We start from the raw sequence: 14,488 nt of genomic DNA on the forward strand, positions 1-14,488 counted from the left end.
CCGGGTTACATGCACTCTTGGGAATGCGATTCAGGCGTCGACGACACTCACCGAGACGGCGTTGCCGCGCAGGCGGACACCGACGGTTTCACCGGGCTCTGGACGCTCTGACACGTCGTGCTGCACGGAAACCACGGTGCCGTCCTCGAGCGAAAGCTGAGTGCGGCGCAGGGAGCCGAGAAAGCTCGTGGAGATCACCACGGCGGCGATGCTCCCCTCGGAGGCACTGCTCACCAGAAGCAGGTCTTCCGGTCGCACGAAGGCGAGCACCGGTCCGTTAGCCGGCGGGGTCCCGAGCACCGCGAGGGTCTCGCCGTGAAGGGTGACGCGCCCGTTCGCCAGGGCCGCGGGCATCCGGTTGCTGAGCCCGACGAATGCCGCCACGAAGGGTGTCGCCGGCATCGTGTAGAGCTCCTCGGGGGTGCCGATCTGCTCGATGTTGCCGTCGCGCATCACCGCCACCCTGTCGGCGACGGCCAGCGCCTCCTCCTGATCGTGGGTGACGAAGAGCGTGGTGATGCCGAGCTCGGTCTGGATACGGCGGATCTCGTCGCGCAGCTGCACGCGCACCTTCGCGTCGAGCGCCGAGAGCGGCTCATCGAGCAGCAGCACTCGAGGACGCGTGACGAGGGCGCGGGCGAGCGCGATGCGCTGCTGCTGCCCACCCGAGAGCTGGTGGGCGTATCGGCCCGCGAGGCTGCCGAGCCCCACGAGCTCGAGTGCTTCCGCCGCGCGGGCGCGGCGGTCTGACGCCGGCACTTTGCGCATCCGGAGCCCGAACTCCACGTTCTCGATCGACGTGAGGTGCGGGAAGAGGGAGTACGACTGGAACACCATGCCGATGTCGCGCTTGTTCACGGGCACGTCGACGACGTCGACCCCGTCGATCAGGATGCTGCCGCCGTCCACCTGCTCGAGGCCGGAGAGGGCGCGGAGGGCGGTGGTCTTGCCGCAGCCCGACGGGCCGAGCAACGCGACGAACTCGCCCGGACGCACCGAGAGGTTCACCCCGGTGAGGGCGCGATGTCCGGCGTAGTCCTTGACGACGTCGATGAGTTCGACGGTGGCGCCGGCGCTGCCGGTGGGCGAGGGGGTCATGAGGCCTTCTTCTGGGCGCGGGGAGAGAGGGAGCGGGTGGAGCGGTCCGCCGCGAGGCGCCCGATGAGCAGGAGCAGTACGAACGCGAAGGCGAGGGCGAGCAGCGAGAAGATGACTGCGACGAAAGGATCGCTCTTCGAGACCTGCACCAGCGCGGTCTGGAGGTTCACGCGGTTGAGCAGCGACGCGATGGTGAACTCACCGAGCACCACCGCAACGGTGATGAAGGCAGCGGCGAGGATGCCCCGCCGGAGGTTCGGCAGGATCACCCGCCAGAGCACATTGCCCCACCCCGCTCCGAGCGAGCGCGCCGCCTCGGACAGGGTGACGACATCCACCGCGCTGAGGTTGGACTGGATGGCACGGTAGGCGTAGGGCAGAACCGTCACGCCGTAGGCGAAGGCGAGCGTCCAGATCGAGGATCCCGCGAGCCGCGCCACCACGGAGTACACGGGCGCAAGGCCGACCACCATCACGATGGCGGGCACCGTGATCGGGATGATGCAGACGAACTCGAGTACGCGACGGAGCCGCGGAAACTGAAGTTGCACGAGGATCATCGTGGGAAGCAGGATCACCAGGATGATCACGACGGTCACGACGGCGAGCAGCAGTGAATTGCCGAGCCCGGTGAAGACCGCGGCGTAGGTGACGGTGGCGGTCGGAGAGAAGACGCCGGCCCAGTGGGCGATCGTGTAGCCCCCGGCGAGGTTGCGGAAGCTGAACTCGAGCATCGCGAGAATCGGGATGGCGAACACGATGCCGACGACAGCGAGGATGACGGTGCGGGCGACCGGCCCCGGGGCGGCGCCGACCGGGCGCACTCCGCTCACTGCTGCCACCTCGTGGTGCGGGACTGCAGCGCCGAATAGCCCCACATCAGCACGATCATGATCACGATCATGCCGAGCGCGAGGGCGCCGGCCATGTTGCTTCGACCGAGCACCGTCTCGCTGATCAGGGCGGCGCGGATCTGCAGCGGCACGATCTGGGCACCCTGGCTGATCAGGGCTGCGGCGGTGGCATACGACGAGAAAGCGTTGGCGAACAACAGCAACAGGCTTCCGAGGAACGAGGGGGCGAGCACCGGACCCGCGATGCGCACCCAGTAAGTGAGCCGGGTGCCGCCGAGCGTCGCGTTCGCTTCGGCCCACTGCGGCTTGAGCCCCTCGAGCGCCGGCATGAAGGTGATGATCATGAGCGGCACCTGGAAGTAGATGTAGGGAAGCAGCAGCCCCGGCACCTGGTAGAGCCAGACCCCGTCGGCGAAGATGTCGACGCCGAGCCCCTTGAGGAACACGGTGACGAACCCCTGGATGCCGATGGTCGCGATGAACGCGAAGGCGAGCATCACGCCGCCGAACTGGGCGAGCACGCTCGACGCCGAGTCGACCATCGACCGCAAGGCACCCTGCGGCTTCGTTCCGAGGAGGGCGTAGCAGACAAGCGCTCCGACGACGGCCCCCACTATCGCCGTGACGGCGGAGACCCAGAACGAACTGGCGAAGGTCTTGAGGATGTCGGGTGCGAAGAGCGCCGCGAGATTGGCTGTCGTGAACCTGCCCTGTGCGTCGAAGAGCCCGGAGAGCACCGCGAGAACTGTGGGGATGGCCAGGAACAGCAGCACGTAGAGGGCGAAAGGCGCGAGACCGAGCACGGAGGGGCGCACGGAGGCGAGCCGCCGCGCGGGGCGCGGACGGCTCGTCTCTGTGGTGGTGCTCGCGGTGGAGATGGCGATGACGGTGACCCGGTCTGTTCGGGTCTACTGGCTGATCGCCGCGGCCCACTTCGCGGTCAGGAGTGCTCCCGCGGTGGTGGTCTGGGCATCGGTCGGCGAAACGAACTCGGAGGGCATCTTGCCGGCGACTGCCTGCGCCTTCTTGTCGGTCGTGCCGGCCTTGTCCATCGCGGCGATCTGCACCGGGAACGCACCGGCGGCCAGGTACAGGTTCTGCACAGTGGGGCTGTAGACGAACTCTTCCCAGAGGCGGGCTGCGGCCGGGTGCGGGGCATCCTTGTTGATTGCCTGGTTGTAGTAGCTTCCATAGGCGCTTCCCGGGAAGACGACGGTCTTCCAGTTGGGCGTTGTCGCGGCCTGGGCCAGGTTGTTGTAGCTCCAGTCGAAGACGACCGGGGTCTCACCGGAGGCGATCGTGGCCGGAGTCGGGTCGAGGGTGAGGAAGTTGCCCGCCTTGCTCAGCTTCTGGAAGAAGTCGATGCCCGGCTGGAAATCGTCGGCGGAGCCACCGTTCTGGATGGCCGCGAGTCCGACGGCGGCGAAGGCCGCGCCGGCCTGCGTCGGATCGCCGTTGATGGCGACCTTGCCCTTGTAGGCGCTTCCCAGCAGGTCGGAGAGCTTCTTCGGTGCCGTCTTGATCACCTTGGAGTCGTAACCGACCGACATCAGGCCCGTGTAGTCGTTGACCCAGAGGCCGGTCTTCTCCTTGTTGGCGGCGGGAACGTCGTCCCAGGTCGCCACCTTGTATGGCGCGAACTTGGCCGTGCTGGCGAGCGCGACGGCCGGGCCGATGTCGAAGACATCCGGGGCCGTGTCCTGGCCGGCGAGGTCGTCGGCGGCCTTGATCTCCTCGGCACTCGAGCCGTCGGGATTCGCCGAGTTCACCGTGATCTTGGGGTACTTCTTCTTGAACGCGGCGATGATCTTGCCGTAGTTCGCCCAGTTGTCGGGAAGGGCGATCACATTGAGTGCGCCCTCCTTGTTGGCGGCCTTCACAAGGCCGGCCATGTCGCCGAATGCCGACACGCTCGTTGCGGTCTTCGCGTCCGCGGCGCCGGACGACGCCGGCGTCGGCGTGCTCGAGCACGCGCTGAGAGAGATGGTGATCGCGGCGACTGCTGCGATTCCGACGATGGTGCGCCTGTTGAACACTGTTCCTCCATTGAGCCGCTCGGCCGCCTGCGCTGTGAGCAGACAGTGGGTACCGCCACGACCTTTTGGGAGGCTAGGCAACAACACTGTCCGCCATGGGTACCGTCCGTGAACGGCAGGCTAACGACGACCCTACGACAGACAAACACCGCACCGGAAGGCTTCGGCCCAGAATCGGGATTGCGGCGCGAAGGTCGGCTGCCCTGGATAGGGTCGTCGGGTGACGCCCGCTTCCCTTTCTCCAGCGCAGGCCCGCCGCATCGCTCTCGCCGCGCAGGGCTTCGGGCGCGCGCGCCCGGCGGATCCGGGCATCCGTCAGCTGAACAGCACGATCGACCGGCTCGGCCTGCTGCAGCTCGATTCCGTCAACGTCTTCGAGCGCAGCCACTATCTGCCGCTCTTCGCGCGGCTGGGGGCGTACGACAAGTCCGGCCTCGATCGAATCACCTTCGGCCGCAAGACCCGGTTCGTCGAGTACTGGGCGCACGAGGCCGCGCTGATCCCCGTGGAGGAGTGGCCGCTGTTCCGCTGGCGGATGGACGCCATGCGGCAGAAGTACTCGGCATCCGGCAGTTGGGTTGCCGACAACACGGCGATGCTCGACTGGCTCCGCGCGGAGCTCGCCGCCCGCGGGCCGGTCGCTGCGAGCGAGATCGAGCACGACACCGGCAAGGGGGCCGGCGGCTGGTGGGGCTGGTCGGAGGTCAAGACGGGGCTGGAATGGCTCTTCCGCTTTGGCGAGGCGGTGTCTGCCGGTCGTACCCGATTCGAGCGCCGCTACGCCCTGGCATCGACGGCGCTGCCCACCGAGGTGTTCGAGAAGGAGGTCTCCCCGAGCGACGCCATCCGCGAGCTGATGCGGCGCTCCGCCCGCGCGCACGGCATCGGCACCCTCACCGATTTCGCCGACTACTACCGCATCAAGACCGAGCCCGCCCGCGCCGCACTGCAGGATCTCGTGGATGCCGGGGAGCTGGAGCCGGTGACGGTGCCGGGCTGGAACCGGCCGGCCTTCCTGCATCGCGATGCCCGCATCCCCCGTCGCATCGACGCGACGGCGCTGCTCTCGCCCTTCGACCCGGTGGTCTGGGAGCGCACGCGAGCGGAGCGGATGTTCGGGTTCCACTACCGGATCGAGATCTACACGCCAGCCGACAAGCGCGTGTTCGGCTATTACACGCTGCCGCTGCTCATCGACGACCGGCTGGTGGGTCGCGTGGATCTCAAGAACGATCGCAAGGACCGCGTGCTGCGGGTGCAATCGGCCTGGACCGAGCCGGATGCCCCGCCCGAGACGGCCGCGAGACTCGCCTTCCTGCTTCACGAGACCGCCGCCTGGCAGGGGCTCGAACGCATCGAGGTCATGGCGAGGGGCGACCTCGCCCCCGCCCTGGCCGCGGAGCTCGGCGTGCACGCTCCGTCGGTCGTGGAATAGCTCACGCCACGCCGCTCCACGCCAGCTCACGCCACGCCATGCCAGCGCGCCGGTGAGTGACACGCGCGACCGCAATTGCAGGCGCGAGTGTCACTCACGGCGGCAGAGATGCGGGAGGATCCGTGGAGAACGAGAAGGCCCCGTCGGGGCTGCTAGAACTCCCCGCCGATCTTGTGGAGCCGGGCGACCCGGTCCTCGATCGGGGGATGAGTGCTGAACAGGCGGCTCATGAAGCCGGGCTTGGTCGGGTCGGAGATCCACAGGTGCGCCATCGAGGAGTTCTGCTTGCGCATCGGGCGGCCGTACTGCCCGAGCTTCTCCAGGGCGCTCGCGAGGGCCTCCGGGTTCCTTGTCGTCATCGCGCTTGTCGCGTCGGCCAGGTACTCCCGCTGGCGCGAGATCGCCGCCTGCACACCGGCGGCGACGAGGGGCGCGACGATCATGGCGGCGAGTCCGAAGACGATGACGATGGGGTTGCCCCCGCCGCCTCCTCCGTTGCGGTCATTGCCGCGGCCGCCTCCGAAGAAGGCGAAGCGCAGAAAGAGGTCGGCGATGAAGCCGATCGCGACGACGAGCCCGAACACGATCATCGAGACCCGGGTGTCGTAGTTCTGCACATGACCCATCTCGTGAGCCATCACGCCCTCGAGCTCGGAATCGTCCATCAGGTCGAGGAGGCCCGTGGTTGCGGCGACGTAGGCATGCTGGGGGTCCCGCCCGGTGGCGAAGGCATTCGGGGCCGGATCGTTGATGATGTACACCTTCGGCATCGGAAGGCCGTCGGTGATCGACAGGTTCTCGACGATGCGGTACAGCCGCGGATTGTCGGCCTTCTGGATCTCCTGGCCACCCGAGATCGAGATCGCCAGCCGCGAGGCCGCGAAGTACTGGATTGCGGCATATCCCACTGCGATCACGATCACGGTGACCGCAATCGACGGACTGTTGTACACGTAGGCCGCGAGTGCGCCGAGCCCGCCGATGATCAGCAGGAACAGCAGGATGATGAAGACGGTGTTGCGTTTGTTCTTCGCTATTGCGCGATACATGGATGGCTCAGTTCACGGAGTCGGCATGGGAGAGGTCTCGACACGCTCGCTGGCGCTCGCTACTCGACCTGATCACGGGCGCTTCGCGCCGCGATCAGAACTGGACGCGAGGCGGCTCCGCGATGGCTGCGGAGTCTGCCACCTCGAAGAAATCGCGCTCGGTGAAGCCGAGGCCGCGCACGAAGAGGGTGTTCGGGAAGGTCTTGATCTTGGTGTTGAGCTCCCGCACGCCGCCGTTGTAGAAACGGCGCGAAGCCTGGATCTTGTCTTCGGTGTCGACGAGCTCGCCCTGAAGCTGCAGGTAGTTCTGGCTGGCCTGGAGCTGCGGGTAAGCCTCTGCGACGGCGAAGATGCTCTTCAGGGCGCTCTGCACGTGGTTCTCGGCGACCGCCGCATCCGCTGGCGTGGAGGCGCTGATGGACTCGGCGCGGGCCTTGGTCACGGCCTCGAAGACACCGGACTCGTGGGCCGCGTACCCCTTCACCGTCTCGATGAGATTGGGAAGCAGGTCGGCACGGCGCTTGAGCTGCACGGTAATGTCGCTCCACGCCTCGTCGACGCGCACGTTGAGGCGCACGAGACCGTTGTAGGTCGACCACAGGTAGATGCCGATGATGACGACGAGTACGACGATGATGCCGACGACGATAAGGGTTTCCATGATTGTTCTCTCGAGAGCAAAGATGCTGCGAAGCGGCGAACCGCAGGACCTCATAACTATAACCGCGGTGGCTTTGCTCCCAGCGGGTTCGGAGCACACTCCGAGCCAACCCCGACGGTCGCCTGCGGGCCATGACAGGCTTCACTGTCGGCACAGTCCCACCGACGATGCACCCATGACGAAGGAGAACGGATGTCGCACGCCGCCCGCGAAGCGATAGAACGTCTGAGCCGGGTTGTCGTCGACTTCCCCTCCCCCGGGATCGTCTTCCGCGACCTGAGCCCGGTGTTCGCCGACGGACCCGCCTACACCAGCGTGATCGATGCGCTCCTCGAGCCTTTCGAGGGAGAGTTCGATGCCCTGGCCGGCATGGAGGCGCGGGGCTTCGTGCTCGCCGCCGGAGCCGCCTACGCCACGGGGCTCGGCTGCGTGATGATCCGCAAGCCGGGCAAACTGCCGCGACCGGTGATCACCGAGGACTACGAGCTCGAGTACGGCACGGCGACCCTCGAGGTGCATCCCGACGAGCTCGCCCCCGGCACCCGCGTGCTGCTGCTCGACGACGTGCTCGCCACCGGGGGCACGCTGGCCGCCAGCTGCCGCCTCGCCGAGCGGGCGGGCTGGACCGTTGCGGGCATCAGCGTGGTGCTCGAGCTCGGCGCGCTGCACGGCACCGACAAACTGCCCGACCGCCGGGTGAACTCGCTGCTCACGATCTGAGCGATTCCCGCTCCTGATCGGGTGAGATTCCGCGCGCGGGGCAGATATTCTGGACGACGAGGGTCGACCTCCGAGGGGATTGGTGCTCATGGCCACGACGACGGGACCGCTGCGGAGATCCGGATCTTTCCGCAGCTGGATGTTGCAGGGACTGACCGATCGATCCGGATCGCACCAGGGTCCCCACGCCAAGGTCGCCGAGAAGACCCACTCCTGGTGGCGGGTGATGTGCCTCACCGGTGTGGACTACTTCTCCACCCTCGGGTACCAGCCGGCCATCGCGGCCGTCGCGGCCGGGCTGCTCTCCCCCTTCGCCACCATCGTGCTCGTGGCGCTCACCCTCTTCGGCGCCCTGCCGGTCTACCGTCGGGTTGCCCGCGAGAGTTTCCGCGGCTCCGGCTCGATCGCCATGCTCGAGCGCCTGCTGCCCTGGTGGACCGGCAAGCTCTTCGTGCTTGTGCTGCTCGGCTTCGCCGCCACCGATTTCATGATCACCATCACCCTCTCCGCGGCGGATGCCTCGGCTCACGCCATCGAGAATCCCTTCGCCCCCTCCTGGTTCCATGGCAACGAAGTGCTGATCACCCTGCTGCTCGTCGCGTTGCTCGGCATTGTCTTCCTCCGCGGATTCCGGGAGGCGATCGGCATCGCCGTCGTGCTCGTGGCGGTGTACCTCGCCCTCAACGTGGTCGTGATCCTGGTCTCTATCGGCCAGATCTTCGTGCACCCGATCGATGTGACCAACTGGTGGACCGCCGTGAACACCCAGCACGGAAATCCGCTGGTGATCGTGGGCATCGCCCTCATCGTGTTCCCCAAGCTCGCCCTCGGTCTCTCCGGCTTCGAGACCGGTGTCGCGGTGATGCCGCAGATCACCGGGGATCCGACTGACACGGATGCCAAGCCGGTCGGACGCATCCGGGGAGCCCACCGCCTGCTCACGAGCGCGGCCATCATCATGAGCGTCTTCCTCATCACCTCGAGCCTCGTGACCACGATCCTCATCCCGCAGAAGGCGTTCCAGTCCGGCGGCCCGGCCAACGGCCGAGCGCTCGCCTACCTTGCGCACGAATACCTCGGACCGATCTTCGGCACCGTCTACGACATCTCCACGATCTGCATCCTCTGGTTTGCCGGGGCGTCCGCGATGGCCGGCCTGCTCAACCTCGTGCCGCGCTACCTTCCCCGCTACGGGATGGCGCCCAACTGGGCCCGCGCAGTACGGCCCCTCGTGCTCGTGTTCACGACGATCGCCTTCATCATCACGATCGTGTTCCAGGCCAACGTGGATGCCCAGGGTGGTGCCTACGCGACCGGCGTGCTCGTGCTGATCACCTCGGCATCCGTCGCGGTGACGCTGTCGGCGCTGCACAAGAAGCAGCGCAAGCGCACCGTCGGGTTCGCTATCGTGTCGCTCGTCTTCCTCTACACGACCATCGCCAACGTGATCGAGCGGCCGGACGGCATCCGCATCGCTGCGCTCTTCATCATCGGCATCCTGGTGATCTCGACGGTCTCCCGGGTGCAGCGGTCGCTGCAGCTACGGGCGACCTCGGTCGAGCTGGATGCCACGGCCCTCGAATTCGTGACGGCGGATGCGGCGAACGGCCACATCCGCATCATCGCGAACGAGCCCGACGACGGAAGCAAGTCGGAGTACAAGAAGAAGAACTCCGACGAACGCCGCTTCAGCCACATCCCCGCGAAGTCGAAGATCATCTTCCTCGAGGTGCACCCGGCCGACTCCTCCGATTTCGAGGAGGACCTGTACGTGCGGGGCGTCGACAAGCACGGTTACCGCGTGCTCGAGGTCAGGAGTGGCAACATCCCGAACACCATCGCCGCTGTACTGCTGAAAATTCGGGACGAGACCGCGATGGTGCCGACGATCTACTTCGAGTGGAGCTCGGGCAATCCGATCTCCAACATGTTCAAATTCCTCGTGACCGGCGTCGGCGACGTCGCCCCGGTGACGCGCGAGGTGCTGCGGGAGTCGGAGAAGGACCCCAAGCGCCGGCCCGCCGTGCACGTCAGTTAGGCCCCGAGCACCTGGTCGAGGTACGCGTTCGTGAACACGCGGTCGGGGTCTAGCCGATCTCGCGCCGCGACGAAGTCGGCATGATGCGGATACACCTCGGCGAGCGATGCCGCATCGCGGTAGTGGATTTTGCCCCAGTGCGGCCTGCCCTGGTATCCGCGCATGATCTGCTCGACGCCGCGGAAGTACTCCTTGTGGTCGTCGCGGAAGTAGCGGTGGACGGCGATGTAGCCGCTGTCGCGCCCGGATGCCGTCGACAACCAGTTGTCGTCGGCGGCCGCCACCCGCACTTCGACCGGGAAGGAGATGGTCCACCCGCGCGCGTCGATGAGCGAGCGGATGTCGCGGAGGGCCTCCGGGATCGCCGCCCGAGGGATCGCGTACTCCATCTCGTGGAAGCGGGTGGTGCGCGGACTCACGAAAACCTCGTAGGAATGGTCGGTGTAGGTGCGGTTGCCGTAGACCCGGGTCGCGAGACGATTGATCCGGGGGGTGAGCGGCGGCGCGACGCGACCGACGTTACAGAGCAGCGCGAGCACGGCATTCGAGACGATCCGGTCTTCGATGAACCCCGCGACCGCACCGACCGGGTGCCTCTCCGCATCCGCGGGTAGCCGGGTGTTGGACTTGGTCATCACGCCGTCGGTGTGCGGCCACCAGTAGAACTCGAAGTGATCGACGGCGGCGACCCGTTGCTCGAGTCCGTCGAGCACCTCGGAGAAACCGCCCGGGCGTTCGACGGCGTGCAGCAGGAAGGCGGGCACGCACTGCAGGGTGAGGTCGACGAGGATGCCGAGGGCGCCGAGTCCGAGGCGTGCGGCGGGCAGCAGTTCGGCATGCTCGGTCTCGCTGATGCGCAGCACCGAACCATCCGAAGTCACCATCGTCAGCGCCACGATCTGGGCAGCGAGACCCGGAAAGCACGCTCCGGTGCCATGCGTGCCGGTGGACGTGGCCCCGGCGATGGTCTGGCGATCGATGTCGCCCATGTTCGGCAGGGCAAGGCCGTAGGGCTCGAGCAGCGCGGGCAGTTGGTGCAACCGGGTTCCCGCGGCGAGAGTCACCCGGTCGTGGTCGAGATCCACCGCGAGAAGGCCCTCGATGCGGGAGACGTCGAGCTGCACGTCCTGGGCGCGGGCGATGGCGGTGAAACTGTGGCCGGCGCCCACCGTCTTGACGGTGTATTCGCGTTCACGGGCGAAGCGCACGATGGCCGCGACCTCGTCGATGCTGGCGGGGCTGGCCATCATGAGTGGGCGCACCGATTCCGTGCGGCCCCAGTTGCGCCAGGTCGTGCCAGGCGTGAGACCCGCGATCGCTGTTTCGACAGTCACGATTGCCTCCTCAGCGCGACTCTAGCGGGCCGGGATTTCGATCCGTTCACAGAAAGACCTTTCCGTCACCCCGGTAGGTCGCACAGGTGTCGACGATCCGGTCCCCGTCGACGAGGGCGAAGGCATCGAGGTGCTCGCTGAGCTCGCCCGCCTTGGTGTGCCGCAGCCACACCCGGTCACCGACGGCGAGCCGGCCCGCGGCCTCCCCCGTGAGAGGGGTCTGCACCTCGCCGGCCATCTCGTTGCCGACCATCTTCGTACCTATCGGCCAGACCACGATCGGCAGCCGGTCACTGGCTGGCGGCCCGGATGCCACCCAGCCGCCCCCGAGGAGCGTCGCCATCTGCGGTGTCGGCTTTCGCACCACCGACAGCACGAAAGAGGCGGCCGGAGCCGGCAGGAAGCGCCGGTAGTGGTCGAAGAGGTGCGGGCCGAACAGCCCACTACCGGCAGCGATCTCCGTGACGGCGGACTCCGCACTCGTCGACTCGAGCGACCCGGTGCCGCCGCCGTTGACGAACTCGAGGTCGGCGAGGGACCGCACCGCGGCCACCGCCTCGGACCGCCGCCCGGCGAGCTCCCTGGCCGAATTTTTCTGGATCCAGCGCACGGCGATGCCGCGGAGAGCACTCGCCGGTTCGTCCACGAGACCGGCGATCTGACTCTCGTAGGCCATCATCCCCACCAGGCGGAACCCGGCGCGAGCCACGATCCGCTCGGCCAGGGCGCGGGCATCCGCTGCGGTGAATACGGGGGAACGATAGGTGCCGAGGTGACCGAGCACCGGTGGGCTCCAGGAGGCGTCGAGTTCGAGGCAGACCCGGATGGTCTCGCGATTCAGCGGCGAGACGACGGCATCGATGTAATCGAGCTGCTCGACGCTGTCGATCATCACGGTGACGCGGGAAGCGAGGACGGGGTCGAGCGCGAGCCGTCGGATGGCCGCCCGATCGACACTCGGGTACCCCACGACGACGTCGGAGATGCCCTCGTGCAGCCCATCCCCTTCCGCGAGCCAGAGCGCCTCGGGAAGCGTGTATGCGAGCACCCCGGCAAAGCCCGGAAGGGCGAGCACCGCGTCCATCACTCCGCGCACTCGCACCGACTTCGAGGCGACCCTGATGGTGGTGCCTCCGGCCCGTCGCAGCATGTCGAACGCGTTGTGCGCGAGCGCGGGCACCGAGATCACCCCGAAGGGAGGATCGAGCTCGGCCGTCGCCGCCTGCAGGCGCGGCCAGTATTCGGCGGGGGTGAGCCAGGGCTCGCCCGCCGGCGGGGTGAGGGTCAGGGTCATCAACGCACCGATCGGATGGGAAGCACGGCGAGGGCGCCGAGGATGGCGGCGACCGCGGACAGCACGAACAGCCCCTGGAATCCGGCGAGGGCGGCCACCACGAAGGCACCGATGAGCGGCGCGATCGCCTGCGGAACAGCGGTGGCGATGTTCATGATGCCGAGATCCTTGCCCCGGGTGTGGGCGTCGGGTAACACCTGGGTGGCGAGCGCCTGGTCCACCGAGAGGAAGCAGCCGTAGCCGAGGCCCAGGATGCCTGCCGCCACCATCGCGACCCCGAGCACTGGAACGAAGGCCAGCATGAGAGCCGCGACCCCCTGGAGCGCCGCCGCAACGAAGACGAAGACCTTGCGGCGCCCGAGCCGGTCGGAGAGTCGCCCGAGCACGAGCGAAGCGAGCACCACGAAGACCATGTAGATGAGGATCAGCACGAGCAGCACATCCTCTGCGTCCTTCACCCTCAGGCCGTCCTGCAGGAAGTACAAGAGGAGCGAGGTGCCGAAGGCGTTTCCGAAGTTGACCAGGATGCGACTCGTGAGGGTCCAGCCGAAGTCGGGATACTGCCGCGGGCTGATCCAGAATCCGGCGACCAGGCTGCGGAGGGTGAGCGGCGAGCGAGCGGATCGCGGAAGCACGGCATCCGGTATGCGCAACACGAACGGCAGCACCAGCAGCACGAGGAGAACCGCGACGAGGGTGTACCCGACCACCTGGCTGAGCGCGAGCACGACCACGAGCAGAACGCCGAGGATGGTGCCGGTGGCCTGGGGCGCCGAGATGAACCCCGAGACGAATCCGCGCTGGTCTACAGGAACCTGGTCGGAGATCACCGCCGTGAGCGCCGCGGTGAGCACGCAGAATCCGATCAGGGCGAGCGACCAGAAGACGCCGATCCCCACCAGCGAATCCTGCACGCCCAGGAGGATGAGGGCCGCGGCGAAGAGGACTGCTCCCCCGAAGATCCAGGGGCGGCGGCGGCCGAAGCGCGAGGTCGTGCGGTCGGAGAGCGCCCCCGTGAGGGGGAAGGTGATCAGGGCGAAGACGCCCGCGATGCCGGAGACGATGCCGAACGCGACGACCTTGTCGACCCACGAGGTGGCGGTCAACTGGGCCTCGACCTGGGCGGGGAGCAGCAACTGGATGGGCGTGAGCTGCGCCATCCACACTCCGAGCCAGGCGATGGCGAAGAGGGCGATCCACGCCCCGGAGACCGGGCGCTTCGGTTCGACGAACGGCGAGACCGCGGTGCCGGCGGTCGAGCGGTCGAGGGCGGGTGTCGTCATCGGTCAGTTGCCTTTCGGCGCGGAGGGGGCGGGGAGGGCCACGCTCACCGCGAGAGCCCCGATCGTGTCGGCGGCGAAGTCCATGAGGAGCCCGGCGGCCTCGTCGTCACGGTCGGCGAGCCAGGCGATGGTGAGGCCATCCGTGATGGCGATGAGGATGCGGGCGAGTTGCTCGATCGGCAGGGTCCATTCCACCCCGGTGAGCTCGGCTCCCCGCTCGAGAAGCACCCGCGCTGTGTGGAGGTAGCTCGCGTATTGGGCCCGGGGCAGCTCCTCGAGACCGGGGGTGCGCAGGGAGTACTGCACGAGCTCCTGCATCGCCTGCTCGCGCGACGGATGCGCGCGCAGCAGGTCGAAGTAGGCCTGCATCCCCGCGCGCACGGCGGAGCGGATGTCGGCATCCGGGTCGAGCGCTTCGAGTGAGACCCGCTGCTCGTCCTGGAGCACGAAGGCGATCAGTTCGCGGATCATCTCGTCGCGCGAGCTGAAGGCGTAGTGGAAGCTCGCCAGGGACATCTCCGCCTCGGCGACGATCGCTCGGGTCGTCGCGCCGTGCACGCCGTCGCGGTCGATGACACGAAGGGCGGCCCTCACCAGGGCCGCACGTCTCTCGGCGGAACTCACGCGGGCCATGGCGCCATCCTCTCCCTGCGATCTGGGGCTGGTGCGATGTGGGTCAGTCGTCC

General features: G+C 67.5%; 13 protein-coding genes. 3 read left to right on the plus strand and 10 right to left on the minus strand.

Translation table 11 applies throughout. The features are described from left to right. Window positions 1–30: 30 nt before the first annotated feature. From ACVXZ4_RS14035 to ACVXZ4_RS14050, 4 genes are read right to left on the minus strand one after another with little or no spacing between them, the layout of a single operon-like run. Window positions 31–1,098: an ABC transporter ATP-binding protein gene (locus ACVXZ4_RS14035; protein WP_461795439.1), complete on the minus strand. Its 1,068-nt coding sequence runs from the start codon at window positions 1,096–1,098 to the stop codon at window positions 31–33. Beyond that, the gene (locus ACVXZ4_RS14040) at window positions 1,095–1,931 is read right to left on the minus strand and encodes an ABC transporter permease (protein ID WP_461795440.1); all 837 of its coding nucleotides are present in this window, start codon (window positions 1,929–1,931) and stop codon (window positions 1,095–1,097) included. The genes ACVXZ4_RS14035 and ACVXZ4_RS14040 overlap by 4 nt, the downstream gene beginning before the upstream one ends. Further along, window positions 1,928–2,836, minus strand: a complete 909-nt coding sequence (locus ACVXZ4_RS14045) for an ABC transporter permease (protein ID WP_461797990.1) — start codon at window positions 2,834–2,836, stop codon at window positions 1,928–1,930. The genes ACVXZ4_RS14040 and ACVXZ4_RS14045 overlap by 4 nt, the downstream gene beginning before the upstream one ends. 24 nt (window positions 2,837–2,860) lie before the next feature. Beyond that, complete coding sequence (locus ACVXZ4_RS14050) at window positions 2,861–3,988, minus strand: ABC transporter substrate-binding protein (RefSeq protein WP_461795441.1); 1,128 nt, start codon at window positions 3,986–3,988, stop codon at window positions 2,861–2,863. Between the two features lie 220 nt (window positions 3,989–4,208). Here ACVXZ4_RS14050 and ACVXZ4_RS14055 point away from each other — a divergent pair, with 220 nt between their 5' ends. Further along, window positions 4,209–5,423, plus strand: a complete 1,215-nt coding sequence (locus tag ACVXZ4_RS14055; RefSeq protein ID WP_461795442.1) for a winged helix-turn-helix domain-containing protein — start codon at window positions 4,209–4,211, stop codon at window positions 5,421–5,423. Window positions 5,424–5,575: 152 nt separating this feature from the next. On the opposite strand, the gene ACVXZ4_RS14060 is transcribed toward ACVXZ4_RS14055, so the two are convergent. Next, window positions 5,576–6,472, minus strand: a complete 897-nt coding sequence (locus tag ACVXZ4_RS14060; protein WP_461795443.1) for a M48 family metallopeptidase — start codon at window positions 6,470–6,472, stop codon at window positions 5,576–5,578. A gap of 94 nt (window positions 6,473–6,566) precedes the next feature. Further along, window positions 6,567–7,133, minus strand: a complete 567-nt coding sequence (locus ACVXZ4_RS14065) for a LemA family protein (RefSeq protein WP_461795444.1) — start codon at window positions 7,131–7,133, stop codon at window positions 6,567–6,569. Window positions 7,134–7,325: 192 nt separating this feature from the next. Here ACVXZ4_RS14065 and ACVXZ4_RS14070 point away from each other — a divergent pair, with 192 nt between their 5' ends. Together ACVXZ4_RS14070 and ACVXZ4_RS14075 are read left to right on the plus strand one after the other, a co-directional pair. After that, window positions 7,326–7,853, plus strand: coding sequence for an adenine phosphoribosyltransferase (locus ACVXZ4_RS14070; protein ID WP_461795445.1), 528 nt, complete (start codon window positions 7,326–7,328; stop codon window positions 7,851–7,853). An 88-nt stretch (window positions 7,854–7,941) separates the two neighbouring features. After that, window positions 7,942–9,891, plus strand: a complete 1,950-nt coding sequence (locus ACVXZ4_RS14075) for an APC family permease (protein ID WP_461795446.1) — start codon at window positions 7,942–7,944, stop codon at window positions 9,889–9,891. On the opposite strand, the gene ACVXZ4_RS14080 is transcribed toward ACVXZ4_RS14075, so the two are convergent. The 4 genes from ACVXZ4_RS14080 to ACVXZ4_RS14095 form a co-directional block, all read right to left on the minus strand. Next, a complete protein-coding gene (locus tag ACVXZ4_RS14080) occupies window positions 9,888–11,141 on the minus strand; it encodes a D-arabinono-1,4-lactone oxidase (RefSeq protein ID WP_461797991.1) in 1,254 nt (417 codons plus the stop codon). The two genes, ACVXZ4_RS14075 and ACVXZ4_RS14080, sit on opposite strands and share 4 nt — an antisense overlap. Before the next feature lie 130 nt (window positions 11,142–11,271). Beyond that, window positions 11,272–12,519 (minus strand): amino acid deaminase/aldolase, encoded by a 1,248-nt coding sequence (locus ACVXZ4_RS14085; RefSeq protein WP_461795447.1) that lies wholly within the window; start codon window positions 12,517–12,519, stop codon window positions 11,272–11,274. Further along, window positions 12,519–13,802 (minus strand): MFS transporter, encoded by a 1,284-nt coding sequence (locus ACVXZ4_RS14090; RefSeq protein WP_461795448.1) that lies wholly within the window; start codon window positions 13,800–13,802, stop codon window positions 12,519–12,521. Before ACVXZ4_RS14090 ends, ACVXZ4_RS14085 begins: the two co-directional genes overlap by 1 nt. Before the next feature lie 3 nt (window positions 13,803–13,805). Beyond that, window positions 13,806–14,435, minus strand: coding sequence for a TetR/AcrR family transcriptional regulator (locus ACVXZ4_RS14095; RefSeq protein ID WP_461795449.1), 630 nt, complete (start codon window positions 14,433–14,435; stop codon window positions 13,806–13,808). Window positions 14,436–14,488 lie beyond the last annotated feature (53 nt).

This window comes from Lacisediminihabitans sp. FW035 (genome assembly GCF_054880895.1).